The organism is Corynebacterium sp. MSK122, from assembly GCF_030229435.2.
Taxonomy (GTDB): domain Bacteria; phylum Actinomycetota; class Actinomycetes; order Mycobacteriales; family Mycobacteriaceae; genus Corynebacterium; species Corynebacterium marquesiae.
Genome location: NZ_JASPHV020000001.1, coordinates 159077 through 174452, shown reverse-complemented (window position 1 = coordinate 174452; position 15376 = coordinate 159077). Strand labels below are relative to the sequence as shown.

Annotated in this window: 19 protein-coding genes; 15 read left to right on the top strand and 4 right to left on the bottom strand. The window is 61.8% G+C overall.

Going from position 1 to position 15376, the window contains the following annotated elements; genetic code table 11:
- The first annotated feature begins 22 nt into the window (after nucleotides 1-22).
- The 7 genes from QP934_RS00870 (at nucleotide 23) to QP934_RS00840 (ending at nucleotide 6638) form a co-directional block, all read left to right on the top strand.
- Nucleotides 23-1612 carry an aspartate:alanine exchanger family transporter gene (locus QP934_RS00870; RefSeq protein WP_419126537.1) on the top strand — a complete coding sequence of 530 codons (1590 nt, stop codon included), beginning with the start codon at nucleotides 23-25 and terminating at the stop codon, nucleotides 1610-1612.
- Between the two features lie 164 nt (nucleotides 1613-1776).
- A complete protein-coding gene (locus tag QP934_RS00865) occupies nucleotides 1777-2286 on the top strand; it encodes a hypothetical protein (protein WP_340418999.1) in 510 nt (169 codons plus the stop codon).
- Nucleotides 2286-2993, top strand: coding sequence for a tRNA (adenosine(37)-N6)-threonylcarbamoyltransferase complex dimerization subunit type 1 TsaB (tsaB, locus tag QP934_RS00860; RefSeq protein ID WP_284787150.1), 708 nt, complete (start codon nucleotides 2286-2288; stop codon nucleotides 2991-2993). Before QP934_RS00865 ends, tsaB begins: the two co-directional genes overlap by 1 nt.
- The gene (gene rimI / locus QP934_RS00855; protein WP_225745948.1) at nucleotides 2990-3490 is read left to right on the top strand and encodes a ribosomal protein S18-alanine N-acetyltransferase; all 501 of its coding nucleotides are present in this window, start codon (nucleotides 2990-2992) and stop codon (nucleotides 3488-3490) included. Before tsaB ends, rimI begins: the two co-directional genes overlap by 4 nt.
- A gap of 9 nt (nucleotides 3491-3499) precedes the next feature.
- Nucleotides 3500-4543 carry a tRNA (adenosine(37)-N6)-threonylcarbamoyltransferase complex transferase subunit TsaD gene (gene tsaD / locus QP934_RS00850; protein ID WP_284787151.1) on the top strand — a complete coding sequence of 348 codons (1044 nt, stop codon included), beginning with the start codon at nucleotides 3500-3502 and terminating at the stop codon, nucleotides 4541-4543.
- A 90-nt stretch (nucleotides 4544-4633) separates the two neighbouring features.
- Nucleotides 4634-5062 (top strand): hypothetical protein, encoded by a 429-nt coding sequence (locus QP934_RS00845; protein WP_284787152.1) that lies wholly within the window; start codon nucleotides 4634-4636, stop codon nucleotides 5060-5062.
- A gap of 121 nt (nucleotides 5063-5183) precedes the next feature.
- Nucleotides 5184-6638, top strand: a complete 1455-nt coding sequence (locus tag QP934_RS00840) for a fibronectin type III domain-containing protein (protein WP_419126534.1) — start codon at nucleotides 5184-5186, stop codon at nucleotides 6636-6638.
- Between the two features lie 18 nt (nucleotides 6639-6656).
- Here QP934_RS00840 and QP934_RS00835 read toward each other — a convergent pair whose 3' ends face one another.
- Nucleotides 6657-7292: a response regulator gene (locus tag QP934_RS00835; protein ID WP_284792319.1), complete on the bottom strand. Its 636-nt coding sequence runs from the start codon at nucleotides 7290-7292 to the stop codon at nucleotides 6657-6659.
- The gene (locus tag QP934_RS00830) at nucleotides 7289-8431 is read right to left on the bottom strand and encodes a sensor histidine kinase (RefSeq protein ID WP_284792317.1); all 1143 of its coding nucleotides are present in this window, start codon (nucleotides 8429-8431) and stop codon (nucleotides 7289-7291) included. Before QP934_RS00830 ends, QP934_RS00835 begins: the two co-directional genes overlap by 4 nt.
- A gap of 112 nt (nucleotides 8432-8543) precedes the next feature.
- Here QP934_RS00830 and QP934_RS00825 point away from each other — a divergent pair, with 112 nt between their 5' ends.
- From QP934_RS00825 to QP934_RS00800, 6 genes are all read left to right on the top strand, one after another.
- Nucleotides 8544-9149, top strand: coding sequence for an ABC transporter ATP-binding protein (locus QP934_RS00825; RefSeq protein WP_419126533.1), 606 nt, complete (start codon nucleotides 8544-8546; stop codon nucleotides 9147-9149).
- Nucleotides 9133-10374 carry an FtsX-like permease family protein gene (locus QP934_RS00820; RefSeq protein ID WP_419126532.1) on the top strand — a complete coding sequence of 414 codons (1242 nt, stop codon included), beginning with the start codon at nucleotides 9133-9135 and terminating at the stop codon, nucleotides 10372-10374. The genes QP934_RS00825 and QP934_RS00820 overlap by 17 nt, the downstream gene beginning before the upstream one ends.
- 186 nt (nucleotides 10375-10560) lie before the next feature.
- A complete protein-coding gene (gene groES, locus QP934_RS00815; RefSeq protein WP_005322702.1) occupies nucleotides 10561-10854 on the top strand; it encodes a co-chaperone GroES in 294 nt (97 codons plus the stop codon).
- 8 nt (nucleotides 10855-10862) lie between these two features.
- A complete protein-coding gene (gene groL, locus QP934_RS00810; RefSeq protein ID WP_337888055.1) occupies nucleotides 10863-12479 on the top strand; it encodes a chaperonin GroEL in 1617 nt (538 codons plus the stop codon).
- A 64-nt stretch (nucleotides 12480-12543) separates the two neighbouring features.
- Complete coding sequence (locus QP934_RS00805; protein ID WP_284811093.1) at nucleotides 12544-12753, top strand: hypothetical protein; 210 nt, start codon at nucleotides 12544-12546, stop codon at nucleotides 12751-12753.
- Nucleotides 12744-12902 carry a daunorubicin resistance protein gene (locus tag QP934_RS00800; protein ID WP_284792237.1) on the top strand — a complete coding sequence of 53 codons (159 nt, stop codon included), beginning with the start codon at nucleotides 12744-12746 and terminating at the stop codon, nucleotides 12900-12902. Before QP934_RS00805 ends, QP934_RS00800 begins: the two co-directional genes overlap by 10 nt.
- Before the next feature lie 9 nt (nucleotides 12903-12911).
- Here QP934_RS00800 and QP934_RS00795 read toward each other — a convergent pair whose 3' ends face one another.
- On the bottom strand, nucleotides 12912-13214 hold the full coding sequence (locus QP934_RS00795; protein WP_198492550.1) for a WhiB family transcriptional regulator: 303 nt from the start codon (nucleotides 13212-13214) through the stop codon (nucleotides 12912-12914).
- A gap of 306 nt (nucleotides 13215-13520) precedes the next feature.
- On the opposite strand from QP934_RS00795, the gene QP934_RS00790 reads away from it, so the two are divergent.
- Entirely contained in the window at nucleotides 13521-14093 is a 573-nt protein-coding gene (locus QP934_RS00790; RefSeq protein WP_284787160.1) for a sigma-70 family RNA polymerase sigma factor, read from the top strand.
- Nucleotides 14094-14158: 65 nt separating this feature from the next.
- On the top strand, nucleotides 14159-14914 hold the full coding sequence (locus tag QP934_RS00785) for a hypothetical protein (protein ID WP_284787161.1): 756 nt from the start codon (nucleotides 14159-14161) through the stop codon (nucleotides 14912-14914).
- Between the two features lie 3 nt (nucleotides 14915-14917).
- Here QP934_RS00785 and QP934_RS00780 read toward each other — a convergent pair whose 3' ends face one another.
- On the bottom strand, nucleotides 14918-15289 hold the full coding sequence (locus tag QP934_RS00780) for a DUF5319 domain-containing protein (protein WP_269946397.1): 372 nt from the start codon (nucleotides 15287-15289) through the stop codon (nucleotides 14918-14920).
- Nucleotides 15290-15376: the final 87 nt, after the last annotated feature.

The following is a 15376-nucleotide window of genomic DNA, read 5'->3' as shown; positions in this document are numbered from 1 at the left end:
ACCACTACGTAATTCTATTACGGTGTTGAATTTTCTCGCCTCAAGTCCTTTGCTATCTCTCTTCGTCATCATGGCGGTGGGTCTAGCGATTGGCAAGATCAAGATCTTCGGCATCTCCCTCGGTGCTGCGGCTGCGATGTTCGTGGCACTGGGTCTATCTACTGCCAATCCGGATATCCAAATTCCGCCGCTGGTCTATCAATTCGGTCTGGCTATCTTCGTCTACGCCATTGGCCTTAGCTTCGGTCCTTCCTTTGTCCGCGAGTTTAAAACCCGCGGTTGGAAGCTCACCGTCTTCATGCTGGGCATGTTGGTTGTCTTGGTTGCGGTTGGCTATGGCCTCATCCGTGGCTTTGGTCTAAGCGTGCCAGAGGCCGTCGGTATGTTCGCCGGTTCGCTCTCCTCCACGCCGGGTATGGCCGCCGTGGTGGAAATGGTGGGCGATTCCACCCCGGTCGTTGGTTACTCATTGGCTTATCCAGGCGCGGTAATCGGCGCGATCCTCGTCGCCGCCATCGGTGCCAAGGTGCTCAAGGTCAACCATGAAGAAGATGCCCGCACAGAGGGCATGATTCCCGCCGAGCTTGTGGCCAAGGGCGTGCGTTTGACCAAGAACTTTAATGATACCGCTGGCCATATCTACCGCGTTACTGGCCAGACCGTGGTGGCTACCCGAATCATCTCTGATGAGGAGCGTCACCGCCTAGCTGTTCCGGAAATGCCGTTGTGCGAGGGCGAGGCATACCTGCTCAACGGCTCCGAAGAGGCCGTCGATAAGGCCATTGAGATCTTGGGTGAAGAATACCCGGTGGAGCTTACTGAGGATGCCGGCCTAAAATACGCACGCATTACCGTGTCCAACCCGGATATTGCTGGCAAGTCGGTCCGCGAGATCAAGGCTCTTGATCACGGTTTTATCATCGCTCGTGTCCGCAAGGGTGATAATGACATTGTTCCGCACCCGGATACGGTGCTTAACTATTCGGACCGTGTTCGCGTAGTAACCAGCCCGATCCGCCTGCCGTACGTGCGCAAGTACCTCGGTGACTCTGAAGCGGCTTTGGGCAACGCGGACCTGCTGTCCATGTCTATCGGTCTGTCGCTGGGTATGTTGCTCGGCCTCATTCCGATTCCGATGCCGGGCGGTTCCACCCTGCAGCTGGGCTTTGGTGGCGGCCCCGTGGTTGTCGGCCTGCTCTTGGGCTACCTCAACCGGACAGGTCCGCTTAACTGGCAGATGCCATTTCACACGCGCGAAACCATTTCTAATATGGGACTGACCCTCTTCCTCGCTGGCGTGGGCACCTCGGCCGGCGCCTCTTTCCGCGATGCCCTGATGGATCCATCCTCCCTGACCATCATGGGCGTGGGCCTTATCATTACGCTGGTCTCCGCCATCCTGATCGGCGTCATCGGCATGCTGGTCCTGAAGCTGAAGTGGGACGAGGCCATGGGCTGTGCGGCCGGCATGACCACCAACCCTGCAGTCTTTGCCTATATTCGTGATCAAACCGGCACCGAGCTGGCCGGCCGCGGATGGGCCACGGTCTATCCCACCACAATTATCGGCAAGATCATTGCCTCGCAGGTGCTGCTCCTGCTGTTGCTATAGCGGCAATATCTCGCGTTAATTACTCACCCACAGGGTCGCCCGCCTACACTGGCAGGCACTACCCTGTGGGTTTTGTGTTGCGGTTAACCAGGTAGCATCGATTGCCAGAATTACCGCCGCCCGCCTGAAACTTAAACATCTTTTCAAGGAGCCATACTCACCCCATGACTAAATTCGCTCGCAACCTCACCGCCGCCATCATCGCCATCTTTATCGTTGTCATGATGGTTCTTCTTGCCTCCGCCACGCTGCGCGAGGATGACCACTTGGAGGGAAACCTCGCCTCCACGCTGGACAAGGCACCAAATAACTTGGAGTTTATGACCCTCATGCCCACCGATGTTTATGGTGAGGAATACCCCGCCATCGGTTTCATCTGCCCGGGCATGCGCGAGGACAAGGTCAAGGAAGCACAGATCGACACCGAGAACATCACCTTTGAAGATGGTGCGGTGCCTGAAGGCAAGAGCTACGCAGTAGCTATTTCCCAGAGCGCTAAGCCCTTCATCGAAGAGCTGGATCCGGAAAAGGTCGAGGTGTGCGAGATGATTGACATGCAGGTCAAGGCCATGGAGCAGCAGGGACAGAGCCTTGATGGTGGCGTGCCCATGATCCAGGGCACCCAGCCGCTGGGCTTCCAGCGCGCGGATGGCACCTGGAAGATGGTCGCCTAATGCGCGTCCTCGCGATCGATACGGCTACCACCGCCCTGGTTACCGGGGTAGTGGATACCGCAACTGGGCAGAGCACCGAGCGCGTGTTGGAGGATACCCGCGCGCATAATGAGCTGCTCATTCCTACCATCACTGAGGTCCTCGCAGAGGCGGGCATGGAGTATTCCGACCTCGAAGCGGTGGTCACCGGCGTGGGCCCGGGTCCATTTACCGGGTTGCGCGTGGGTATGGCAACTGCCTCCGCGCTTGCCGACGCCCTTTCTATCCCCCTCCACGGCATCTGCACGCACGATGCCATCGCGGCCGCTGCTGAGCTACACCTAGATCCTGCCGCCGCAGCCGACGAGGCGACCGCCTTGGTGGCCACCGACGCCCGCCGCAAAGAGATCTATTGGGCCACTTACCGTGCCATCGACTCCGGTGTGCAGCGCATTTCTGGCCCCGCGGTGACGAAACCGGCCGAACTCAAGGTGGAACTTGCCTCCACCGCGCAGGTCATTATTCCCGATCGCCTTGCTGAGCAGCTCCCCGAGAAGCTCGCCGCCCTGCCGCACCGCGCGGCCCATCCAACCGCAGCGGCCCTCGTTGCCGCGGCCGACCTAGAGGCAGAACCGGCTCCCGTCGTGCCGCTGTACCTACGCCGCCCAGATGCGGTCCCGCCAAAGCAGCAGCAGCTCTCTGCCGCCATTCCCAAGGTTGAGCTGTGAAGCTGCGCGAGCTGACCCCGGCCGATGCACCCCGGTGTGCCGCGCTGGAAGAGGTCCTTTTCCCCGGAGAGACACCCTGGTCCAGCCGGATTTTCCGGGAAGAAATGGCCCAGCCCTTCAACTTCTATTTCGGGGTGGAAGGTGCGATCGAGGAACCGGAACCCTTGGAACTCCTAGGCTATGCGGGCATCGGCATGATGGGGCCGGCCGCGGACCCGGAGTTTGAAATCCACACCATCGGCGTCGATCCCGCCGCGCAACGCCGCGGCATCGCGCGGATGATGATGGACAATATCTGCCATATCGCGGATCTCAAGGATGCCCCGGTCTTCCTCGAGGTTCGTGTGGGCAACGATCCTGCTATTGGCCTGTATGAGCGCTACGGCTTTGCCAAGCAGGGGATTCGCAAGAATTATTACCAACCCTCCGGGGCGGATGCGCACGTGATGGTGCGCCCGCGCCAGTCCGAGCGCCCAGAAGATAGCCAAGAAGATTAAGGAGTAGTCATGAAGATCATGGGCATCGAGTCCTCCTGCGATGAAACCGGCGTGGGCATCGTCGAGCTGCGCGAGGACGGTCACATGGAGATCCTCGCTAATGCTGTCGCTTCATCCATGGAGCAGCACGCGCGTTTCGGTGGCGTCGTCCCGGAGATCGCCTCCCGTGCCCACCTTGAGGCCATGCCGCAGGTGATGCAGGCGGCGCTGGATGAGGCGGGCATCGCTAAGCCAGATGCCATTGCCGCCACCGTAGGGCCCGGCCTGGCCGGTGCTTTGCTGGTGGGTGCCTCGGCCGCCAAGGCCTATGCCGCGGCTTGGGGCGTGCCTTTCTACGGCGTTAACCACCTCGGCGGCCACGTTGCCGTGGCCAACCTGGAAGGCGAAGAGCTGCCGCACTCGGTGGCCCTCTTGGTCTCGGGCGGGCATACGCAGCTGTTGGAGGTTGAGGCCGTCGGCAAGCCCATGCGAGAGTTGGGCTCTACGCTTGACGACGCCGCAGGTGAAGCCTACGACAAAGTCTCCCGCCTCCTCGGGCTGGGCTACCCGGGCGGCCCGGTGATTGATAAGCTCGCTGCCCGCGGCGAAGCTACCATCGATTTCCCGCGCGGCATGTCCCGCGCCGAGGATCTGCGCGGTCCGCACCGCCACGATTTTTCCTTCTCTGGGCTCAAGACCTCCGTGGCCCGCTACGTGGAGCGCGCCGAAAAGGCAGGGGAGACCATCAGCGTGGAAGATGTCTGCGCCAGTTTCCAAGAAGCCGTGGCCGATGTCCTGACCGCCAAGGCCGTGCGTGCCTGCGAGGACACCGGCGCCCGGGTGCTGCTACTGGGAGGCGGCGTGGTCGCTAATTCCCGCCTGCGCGAGCTGGCCGCCGAGCGCTGCGCCGCGGCCGGGGTGGAGCTGCGCGTGCCGCGCTTTTCCCTGTGCACCGATAACGGCGTGATGATCGCGGCCATCGGTGCGCAGCTCATCCACGAAGGTGCCCAGCCCTCTGGCCTCGGCGTAGGCACCGATACCCAAATGGACGTGGAAGAGCCGCAGTTAACCTAAAGTTCTTCTCGCTCGCGCTGCAGGTGGGGCGCGGGGCCGGTACTCTAAAGGCGTTCATGCCCTCTTGGCTTTCTGAAGGAGCTTTCTCTCATGACCGTCGGTTTCCTTGTCAACCCTGATCTCACCCGCCGCAAGCTCGAGTTCGAGCTGGAGGATGCCAACCAGTTCCTGGGCGGCACCACCGAGGATCGCGTCTCCGTTGTATTCCAAGAAGATGGCACCACCTACGCCGCGCTCTACAACCCCGAAGCCAAGGCCGAAGGCGCCGAGCCTAACCCGGTAGCCTCTCTGGCACGCAACGCGGCCGCCACCGGCAATGCCGCCTTCCTGCAGGACCCCATCCGCTCCATCTGCGGCCCGGTCATTTTCGTCGACGCCCAGGGTGAAGATACCACCATCGATGCCGTTATCGAGTCCGTGGAACAGGGCATTCGCGCCGTCAAGAACTACCGCGAAGATAACCCGGAGGAATACACCCTCTGGCGCGCGGCCGTTATCAACTCCGATAAGAGCCTCTAATCCCCGCCTCTCACAGGTAGGGTTCAAGCGCTTTTCGCACGCCCGTAATACGGTGTTCACATTCTTATGGTGTTCTAGGGAGCCGTACCGCTTCTTCTAAGACTCAAAAGGTGAAAACTGTATGCTCCGTTCATCGCGCTTCGTTGCCTCCTTCGCCACCGCCCTCGCTGTGGGTAGTGCCGCCGCCATCGTGCCCGCCGCTCCGGCGCTGGCTGCTGATGTGCCCATCTACCGCACCATCCTGCAGCCGGGCGAGGATGAATCACAGGTCATGGTTACCTGGCGCACGAAGTCCAAGGCAGACGAGTTCCTCGAGGTTACCGGTCCAGAAGGCACCAAGACCTTCCGCGCCGACGAGCGCGATTACGGCGCCCTGCTGTATAAATCCCAGTTTGCCACCGCTACCGATCTGCAGCCGGATACCGAGTACTCCTACCGCGTTGGCTCCGAGGAAGGCGGCTGGTCCGAGCCAGAGACCTTCAACACCGGCTCCAATGGTGATGACTGGTCCTTCCTTACCGTCGCAGACCCACAGATCGGCGTAGATCTCAAGGTGGATGACCAAGCCGAACAGTGGCGCAAGACCATCGGCCACGCGGCTTCCCATGTACCGAATGCCAGCATGATCTGGTCCCTGGGTGACCAGGTTGAGGGCTGGGGCGCGAAGGTGCCGCAGTACGATGCGTACTTCTCCGCCCCGGAGATTCGCCACATCCCTACCAATACGGTCCCGGGCAACCACGAGACCTATAACCTCACCATGAAGCACCATGATGAGCACTTCTCCAACCCGCACCAGGCGCACGATATCCGCGACCACTACTTCGAGCGCAATAACGTGCTCTTCATCGGTTTGGACTCCAATGCTTCTTCCGACGCCGATATCGCCCGCCACGAGCAGTTCTTGCGCGAGGCCATCGAATCCCGTGGCGCGGATAATGACTGGATCGTCATCGGCATGCACCACGGCCCATACTCCCAGGGCACCCATTATTTTGATAAGGACGTCACCAACCTGCGCGAGAAGCTCACCCCGGTACTCTCTGAGCTCAACGTCGATGCCGTGCTCTCCGGCCACGACCACATCTACACCCGCAGCCACCTGATGAAGAACAATAAGCCGGTCCTGCCGGAAGAAAAGCCGCAGCGCGGCGATGTTCTCGAGCCCAAGAATGGCGAGGCGCTGTACCTGACCACCACCACCGCAGGTGGCGGCAAGTATTACGACTTCACCGATGTCAATAATAAGAAGCACAAGGGCGCGCGCATGGAGACCATCGATCCGAAGCTTGCCCACGAGTCCACCGCCATGTGGCGCCAGGACTACACCGAGGACTACATGCGCGTGGATGTCTCCGATGACACGCTCACCTTCACCACCTTCAACGAAGCCAATAACACGCTGGTGGATAAGGTTTCGCTCAAGAAGAAGGACCGCGGCGCTGCGCCTGCCGACGACGCCACCGACCCCGCCGATTCCATCGAGCCGGACGCTCAAGAGGTGCCCAAGGACCCGCAAAGCGGCAGCTCCCTGAGCTCCAGCGATATTTTCGGTGGGCTCAGCTCGAAGAAGTAACTAGCGTCGGCCCACTGGCTAGCGCTCGGTATGGCGCAGCCACGTCAATACGGCCTTGACCCGCCGGTTAGAGTCCTCGGGCCGAAAGCCGAGCTTCATAAACACATTGGAGACATGCTTGCTTACCGCTCCGGCGGTAAGAACAAGCGTGTCTTCAATTTCTTTATTGCTCAATCCTTGGGCCATAAGCCCCAGTACCTCCCGCTCGCGGGCGGTGAGCTGGGCTAAACCAGTACGCCGCGCTGACAGCAGTGCAGTGACCACCTCGGGGTCCACCACGGTGCCGCCGCGCGCGACCTCGTCTAGCGTGCGCACGAATTCTTCCACAGCAGAAACGCGCTCTTTAAGCAGGTATCCGAATCCGCCGTGCTCCAAGAGCCGGTCGAGGTAGCTTGCCGCTACGTATTGGCTGAGCACCACCACCGGCTGGGTGGGATTGGCCGCTCGCAGGTCATGCACGGCGCGCAGGCCGTCGTCGGTCATGGTCGGTGGCATGCGCACATCGGTGATAATCAGGTCAAAATCTTCCTGCTCGGCAATAGCGCGCAGTTCTTCGGCATCCGTGGCCGCCGTAACGCTATGCCCCAGAGTGCTAAGTAGCTGCTCGAGCCCCGCGCGCAGCAGCGCGGAATCTTCCGCCAGTAGTAGTTTCATTCGGCCTCCTTCAGCGGCAATTCGACCTGCAGCCGGCCACCGCGTTCACCCGCAGCCGCGTCATGTGCGGCGGCAAAGCTCACCGTGCCGCCCAGTGCAGCGGCGCGTTCGCGCAAACCGGCGATACCGGTGCCGGTCTCAGCCGGCTCCTTGGCCGTGGGACCGAGGTCAGCTTCGGGGCCAAGTCTGGGGCCGGTGCCATTATCAACGATGTCTAGGTGCAGCGTGTCCCCAAAAGCAACTATTACCGTCGCCTGGGTGGCCGCGCCATGCTTGGACGCATTGGTAAGCGCCTCGGCCACCGCGTGGTAAGCCAGCAGGGCAGTGGTCTCATCCACCGAGCGCTCGGCACCTTCGACGTGTAGTTCGGTCTCCAGTCCGGAGTGGGCGAGGAGTTCGTCGAGGGCGGGGATTAATCCGGTGTCGAAAAGCACCTGCGGGGCAATGCCGCGCACCGTCGCGCGCAGGGAGGCCAAGGCCAATGAAGCATTATGCTCCGCATCGGCCAAGGCCGATTGCGCCTCGGGAGGAGCTTGCAATTTTGCCGCAGCCAAGTTGAGCTTGAGCGCGGTGAGGTACTGCTGTGGACCATCGTGCAGTTCGCGCTCGATGCGGCGGCGCTCGCCGGAGAAGGCATCGATAAGCGTGGCACGCGAGGCCGCCAACTCCTCGGCCGAGGGGCTCAATGCCAGCCGAGTCAGCGAGGTCGATGCCAAGACCAGCAGGCGGTTGAGCCCCACCAATAAAGCCACCAGCAACGAAGCGGTCAGCCAGCAGGTGAAGAAAATGAGCGGCCGGTTGGATGTAGACCACTCGCCAAAGGAGAATTCGGTCTTTGGCACGAATGGCGCAATTACCAGCACGCCCGCCGTAAACCCCAAGGCAGTCCACGCGGCAAAGCAGGCAGCTGAAAGCAATAGCTGCACAATAAGGTGATAAAACTGCTGCCAATCAAACCAGCGGCCCGCACGCCGGGGTGGGATCTCCACGCCCATCCACTGCGCACCCAACCGGCCGACAAATTCCGCGGCGCGTCCTACCAGCGGAACCCACGGCAGCATCAGCACCGAAACCACCAACGCCGGGATAAATAGCGCGCCGAGGACAAGGCTCCACGCGCAGGCTTTGAGGGTTCGCATAACCCATGAGCCTAGCCGCCTTAGCCAGGGTGAGTCAGTAGAGCTAGCTCTACCATTTTCCGGGTAGCCCGCCCCATGTCTTTCTTCTGCGCGGCCGAGTGGAATCAAAGGCATGTTAAAAGCAGATAGCCTCAGCAAGCGCTACGGCCGCCACACCGTGCTCAACCGCGTCACTGTGTCCATCGCCCCAGGCGAATTCGTCGCCATCATGGGGCCTTCCGGCAGCGGTAAAACCACGCTTCTTAACCTGCTATCCGGGCTGGATAATCCCACCTCCGGCCGAGTCAATGCGCCGGGGCGCACGCAGCGGGCATTTGTATTCCAGGACTATAACCTGCTGGAAGCCCTCACCGCGCAGCGCAATGCCACCTTGACCGCGCGCTTTTCCGGCCGGCGCCCTACACGCGGCCAGGTGGTAGAGGTCTTTGACTCGCTCGGCCTTGCTGGCTTGGAGCGCCGCCTGCCCGGGCAGCTTTCCGGCGGGCAGCAGCAACGCGTGGCCGTCGCCCGGGCACTGCTGGCCCAGGCGCCCTATATATTCGCTGACGAGCCTACGGGCGCGCTTGACGACGCCACCGCATCCACCGTCCTTTCCCACCTGCGCGCCGCCGCCCGCGATGGCGCCAGCGTGGTCATGGTGACTCACTCGCACCTCGCCGCCGAAGCGGCCGACCGGATCATTTCCTTAGAGGAGGTGGCCCATGCTGGTGTGGCTTAAGGACTTACAATCCAATTGGTTATCGTGGCTGGCCGTGGCGCTGACACTGGTGGTGTCTTCCACCTCGTGCACGCTGGCGCTAGCCATGCTGGTGGCTTCCTCCGGAACCGAAGGAGACCCCGCCGGCCCGCTGGGTGGCACGGTGCTGGGCATGGCCCTGTGCGTGGTGGTATTGGTGACGCTATCGCAGATGCGCCTTATCATTGCCGAGCGCGAGCCGGTCTACCGCTCCTGGCGCATGGTGGGCATGCCCGGGTGGATGATCCTCGCGTTCATCCTGGGACAAGTCGCCGTGGTCAGCGCGGGCGCCGGGCTGCTCGGCGTGCTGCCTGCCCGCTCGCTGCTTGCCCCGTGCGTGCGCGCCCTACGCAGCGATGGCATCCCCATGCCAGACATTGCCATTACCGGCCAGGTCGTTGTCATTGCGGTAGCCGTCTGCATGTCCGCGGCCCTGGTTGGTGCGCTCCCTCCACTGCGCCGTGTATTCCGGCCGCGCGCCGCCGCACACCCGGCCTGGCTTCTGGTGAAATTCGCGCTTGCGGCCGCGGCCATTGGCGGCACGGTCTACGGGTGCCTGCACATCGAGGACCCCGGCGACCTCCTCTCGGCCGAGATGGGCTTGGTCATACTCGTCGCCCTCTTCTTACCTTGGCTCATGCCCGGCATCGACCAATGGACCCGCGCGGCCGGCATCGCTGGGGCTAATGTGCGCGTGCGCCGCAACTTTTCCACCCCACACATAGTGCCCTGGGTGCTCGTCGGCGGCTTTATTGTCGCCGTCGGCTCGGGCCTGCGCTTTGCAAGCGACGCAGGCGCCGGTGGCACCTTGTCCTCGTGGCAGGTCTTCGTCGCTCTTTTAGGTCCGGTCTTTGCACCCAGCATCGTGGGCGCTGTGCTTACCTCGCTGCTCATGCGCGGGCGCATCGCCTCCGATATCCGCGGTCTCACCCTGGCCGGCGCCACCGCCTCAGCCTGGGCCCGCGTGCAAGTGGGGGAGGCGGCATGCCTCACCCTGACTGCGGCCAGCGTGGTCTGGGCGCTGTGCTTGGCGACGCTCCTCCCGCTCCACCACCTGCTCATCCCACAGGCTTCCTTCGGCCGAACGCTGGCGGAGGAGCTGTGGTGGTCGGCCTTCACCGTGATTTTTGGTGCCATGTTTATCGCTCTGGGCGTCGTCAAGCTGGCGCTGGCCGGCTTTGTACGCGCCGGGCAACGAGAGCGCTGAAGGGATCGCTGAGGGCGTAGGAATGTGGGCCGGGTCATTGTTGAGGGTTAGCAGTCACGAGGGTAGAGTGCTAATCAGGTTGTTTGACCCACAGTTGTTCACCCGCGACGACGGCTGTGCTGGACATCCACAACCGGCACGCGCGCGCCATACCGGCGTGCATACGAACACTACGGAGGAAACATCATGGCAAACATTAAGCCTCTCGAGGACCGCGTCCTCGTACAGATCGTAGAAGCTGAAACCACCACCGCTTCCGGCCTGGTTATTCCGGATTCCGCCAAGGAAAAGCCGCAGGAAGCTACCGTCGTTGCCGTAGGCCCAGGCCGCACCAACGACAAGGGTGAGGTCACCCCGGTAGGCGTCAATGAAGGCGATACCGTGGTCTTTTCCAAGTACGGCGGCACCGAGCTGAAGTACAACGGTGAGGAGTACTTGCTGCTGTCCTCCCGTGACCTGCTCGCCGTCATCGAGAAGTAGGCCCACTTATGGCAAAGCTGATTGCATTCGACCAAGAAGCCCGCGAGGGAATCCAGCGCGGCGTCGATACGCTGGCTGATGCCGTCAAGGTCACCCTCGGCCCGCGCGGCCGCAACGTCGTGCTGTCCAAGGCCTTCGGTGGCCCCACCGTCACCAATGACGGCGTGACCATCGCCCGCGATATCGACATCGAGGAGCCCTTCGAAAACCTCGGCGCGCAGCTGGTCAAGTCCGTTGCGGTCAAGACCAATGACACCGCAGGTGACGGCACCACCACCGCTACCTTGCTGGCCCAGGCGCTCATCTTCGAGGGCCTGCGCAACGTCGCGGCCGGCGCCAACCCCATTGAGCTCAACCGCGGCATCGCGGCGGCGGCCGAAAAGGCCGTCGAGGAGCTCAAGGCCCGCGCCACCGCGGTCAACTCTTCCTCTGAAATCGCCCAGGTAGCCACCGTCTCCTCCCGCGACCCAGAGGTTGGCGAGATGGTTGCCGGCGCCATGGACAAGGTGGGCAAAGACGGTGTGGTCACCGTCGAGGAATCCCAGACCATCGACTCCGCCGTCGACGTCACCGAGGGCATTTCCTTTGATAAGGGCTACCTTTCCCCGTACTTCGCTACGGAGGAAGAGACCTACCACGCCGTGCTGGACGACGCCGCAGTATTGCTCGTCCGCAACAAGATCTCCTCCCTGCCGGACTTCCTGCCGCTGCTGGAGAAGATCGCCGAGACCAATCGCCCGACCCTCATCATCGCGGAAGACGTCGAGGGCGAGCCGCTGCAGGCGCTCGTCGTCAACTCCATCCGCAAGGTGCTCAAGGTCGCGGCCGTTAAGGCTCCGTACTTTGGCGAGCGCCGCAAGGGATTCATGGATGACCTGGCCGTCGTTACCGGTGCCACCGTCATCGACCCAGAGGTGGGCGTCAACCTCAACGAGGCTGGCCTCGACGTGCTCGGTTCTGCCCGTCGCGTGACCATCACCAAGGATGACACCGTCATCGTCGATGGTGGCGGCACCGCTGAGGCCGTAGAGGAACGCCGCGAGCAGATCCGTCGCGAGATCGAGCGCACCGATTCCACCTGGGATAAGGAAAAGCTCGAGGAGCGCCTGGCTAAGCTCTCCGGCGGCGTGGCCGTCATCCGTGTTGGTGCGGCTACCGAGACCGAGGTCAACGAGCGCAAGCTGCGCGTCGAAGACGCCATCAACGCGGCCCGCGCGGCCGTCGAAGAGGGCGTCATCGCCGGCGGCGGCTCAGTGCTGGTCCAGATTTCCAAGGAACTCGAGTCCTTCGCCGAGGGCTTCGAGGGCGAGGCTAAGGTCGGCGTCCTCGCCGTCGCCCGCGCCCTGACCCGCCCGGCCTACTGGATCGCCGAAAACGCTGGCCTCGACGGCGCCGTCGTCGTCTCCCGCGTTGCCGAGATGTCCAACGGTGAAGGCTTCAACGCCAATACCCTCGAGTACGGCAACCTCATCGATAACGGCATTATCGATCCGGTGAAGGTCACCCACTCCGCCGTGGTCAACGCTACCTCCGTGGCCCGCATGGTTCTTACCACCGAGGCCTCCGTGGTGGAAAAGCCACAGGAAGAGCAGCCTGCTGACGCCGGTCACGGCCACCAGCACTAAACGGCTACCAACATCACCCGCCCCGCTTCCCGCGTGGCGGGTTTTGTTGTACCTGGCTAGGGTCGTGGAATACATCAAGGTCACCGCTGATACCGACCCCATTCGCAAGGCCCTCGCCAAGGCCAATGGCGTTAAACCTGCACTCTTTTCCGCGTATTCCGAGAGTGCCTGCCCCAAGCGCAGCGGTGCGGGTGTGGTCTACGTGGAGCAGGGCGTGATGAGCGGGTGGACTCCGGCCACTCCGTCATCTGCATCGATCACAACTTGGCCGTAATCGCGCATGCGGAGCACGCCATCGGCTTGGGCCCTGGCGCCGGTTCAGCCGGTGGCCAGCTGGTCTATGGTAGCTCACCAGCTGACTTGGCACAGCAGCGTGATTCGGTGACAGGGCGCTTTCTTGCCGACGCCCTCGTCTCCCCCTAGTTTCCCGTCCTAAGCGTTGACAGGGGCAGTGGCGCGGCGGCGCTGGCGAAGCTCTACGACGCGTTCGGATTCGCTCATTCCGCCCCATACACCATAGGGCTCGGCGGATTGCAAGGCATGCTCGCGGCACAAATCAATGACCGGGCAAGAATTGCAGATGGCTTTGGCGCGATTCTCGCGCTGGGCGCGGGCGCGGCCGCGCTCGCCATCTGGGTGATAAAACACATCTGAGTTTTCTCCGCGGCAGGCGCCTTGTAGCTGCCAATCCCACAAGTCAGCGGTGGGACCGGGAAGCAAATGAGGCTGAGACACGTTAATAAGCTCCTTTGTAAGGGCGAGAATTCTTGTGCGGCTTCCGCAGTGTCGCGGAAAGCAACCTCACGTAGTGTTTCGCGCGTGGGTAAACGGTGGGTTACCGATTTTTGACTTTTAAGTATTGTTCTCGCCATTCCTCTTCCTACACCATGGTTTACCAGCGCAAACGTCGAAGGTTAACGGTTTGTGAATTTTCTGTCTCTCAGATTGCATAGGTAATGGGGCTGCGCGTTGTCTTTGCATAAACTTCCTGTGTGCCAATATGGTTAGTTACCGGTCGAAAACATCTCAGAGGGTGCATACGTGAGTGATAAAGAACAGGAGCTAGCGGATCTCGTCCCGCATGCCGTCGACGGCAGCCGTCGAGCGCTGCAAAAAGTCCTGCGGATCATTCACCCGCAGGTGCTGCGCTACTGCCGCGCCCGCATCGGTGGCGGCCGTCAACCCACCGCGGAGGATGTAGCCCAAGAGATCTGTCTTGCAGTGGCCACCTCTATTGGCTCCTACGAGGACAAAGGCCGCCCGTTTATGGCCTATGTCTATGGCATCGCTTTCAATAAGGTCACCGATGCCCACCGCGCCATGGGGCGCGATAAGTCCACCCCTACCGAAGAAATTCCAGAAGACTCCGCGCGTGACGCCACCCCTGAAGAGTGGGCGCTGGAGACCGACGGTAGTAACAGAATGCGCGCCTTGCTCGATACGTTAAGTGACAAGGCGAAAAACATCGTTATTCTGCGCGTGTTCAACGGTTTGTCGGCAGAAGAGACCGCGGAAATTGTGGGTTCCACCCCAGGCGCGGTTCGTGTCGCACAACACCGAGCACTCGCTCAATTGCGAAAGACCCTCCAGGCCGCCCAGGAAACTGCGCGCTAAGGGCCTAGCGGCCGACTCTTACAGCAGATATTTCATAACAGAAAGGAAGGGGGAGAGACACCATCATGGCACCGAAGCACCACGGCGATAACGACGACCTAGCGGAACAGCTCCAGCCCTTGGTCGATGATGATGCATTCCTCACTGAGCTTTCGAAGGGGAACGCCCCTTCCGACCGTCAGGATGACCTGGCGGAGCTGCTGCTGGAGTTAAAGGGGGACGTCGATAAGCAGATGCCTCCAGCTCCGCTGGTAGAAGGCGCCGACGCTGAGCCTGAGGTCATCGACCTAGGCCAGGCCCGCAAGCGCCGCCGCGGCGGCCCGTTCGTACATGGGCTCATCGGCGCTGCCGCCGCAACCCTAGTCATCGCTGGCGCTGGTGGTGCGATGCTGCACGCCGGAACCTTTGACAAGGGTGATAAGACCCGCAACGTGGAGCTGGCCGGGACGCTGGAAGAGATGGAATCTCGCGCGGCCGAAGGCGATATTGAAGGCGCTCGCGAACTGATGAAGGACGCCCGCGCCAAGCTGGACGAGGCCGAAGGCAAAGAAGAAAAGGCCATCGCTGCCAACCGCGAGGCGGAACAAAAGCGCTCTGCGCACCCGAAGCCTACCCCGCACACCGTGACGGAGACCGCCACCGAAACCGTGGCGGAAGAGGCTTCGCAACCGGAACAGCAGCCGGAGCAGGTCACCGTGACCGAAACTCAATACGCTACCGAAACCGTGGTGGTCACGGAACAAGGGCAGCCAAACCCGCAGCCCAACCCCAACGTTGAGGATGGGCCGACGACCACCATCGAGTTGGGCCAGCAGCAGTAGAAGCTAGCGGCCCTCTAGGCCATCCAAGTAACCCAAGGCGTAGTCCCAAGGCACGTAGCGGGAGGGATCTGGCTCGGCGCTTGGCTCGTGCACCGGTGCTAGCTCGCCTTCAAGGGTGGCGCGCATATTGGCGGCCATAATGTCCCACTCATAAAAGTGGTTTTCCTGGCAATCCTCGCACAAGAAGAAGATGCCATCGATGCCGCGCGGGCCGAGGATGGACGCAAATTTCTGCACCAGCGCGAGGTCGTGAATGATGGCGATCCGGTCGTCGTCGGTAAGCGGCATGACCTGCTCGTCTTCCTCCAAGAAGGAGGCGGGGTCATTCGGATCATCGGCGAAAGGATCGCGGGGCATATTGGCGAAGAAGTTCACGCCTGCGAGCCTATTGAACTTACCCTCCCGAGGCAATTTACCCCCTGCCCAAATGGTGTCTTCGGCCGGCAACGCACTACAGTTAGG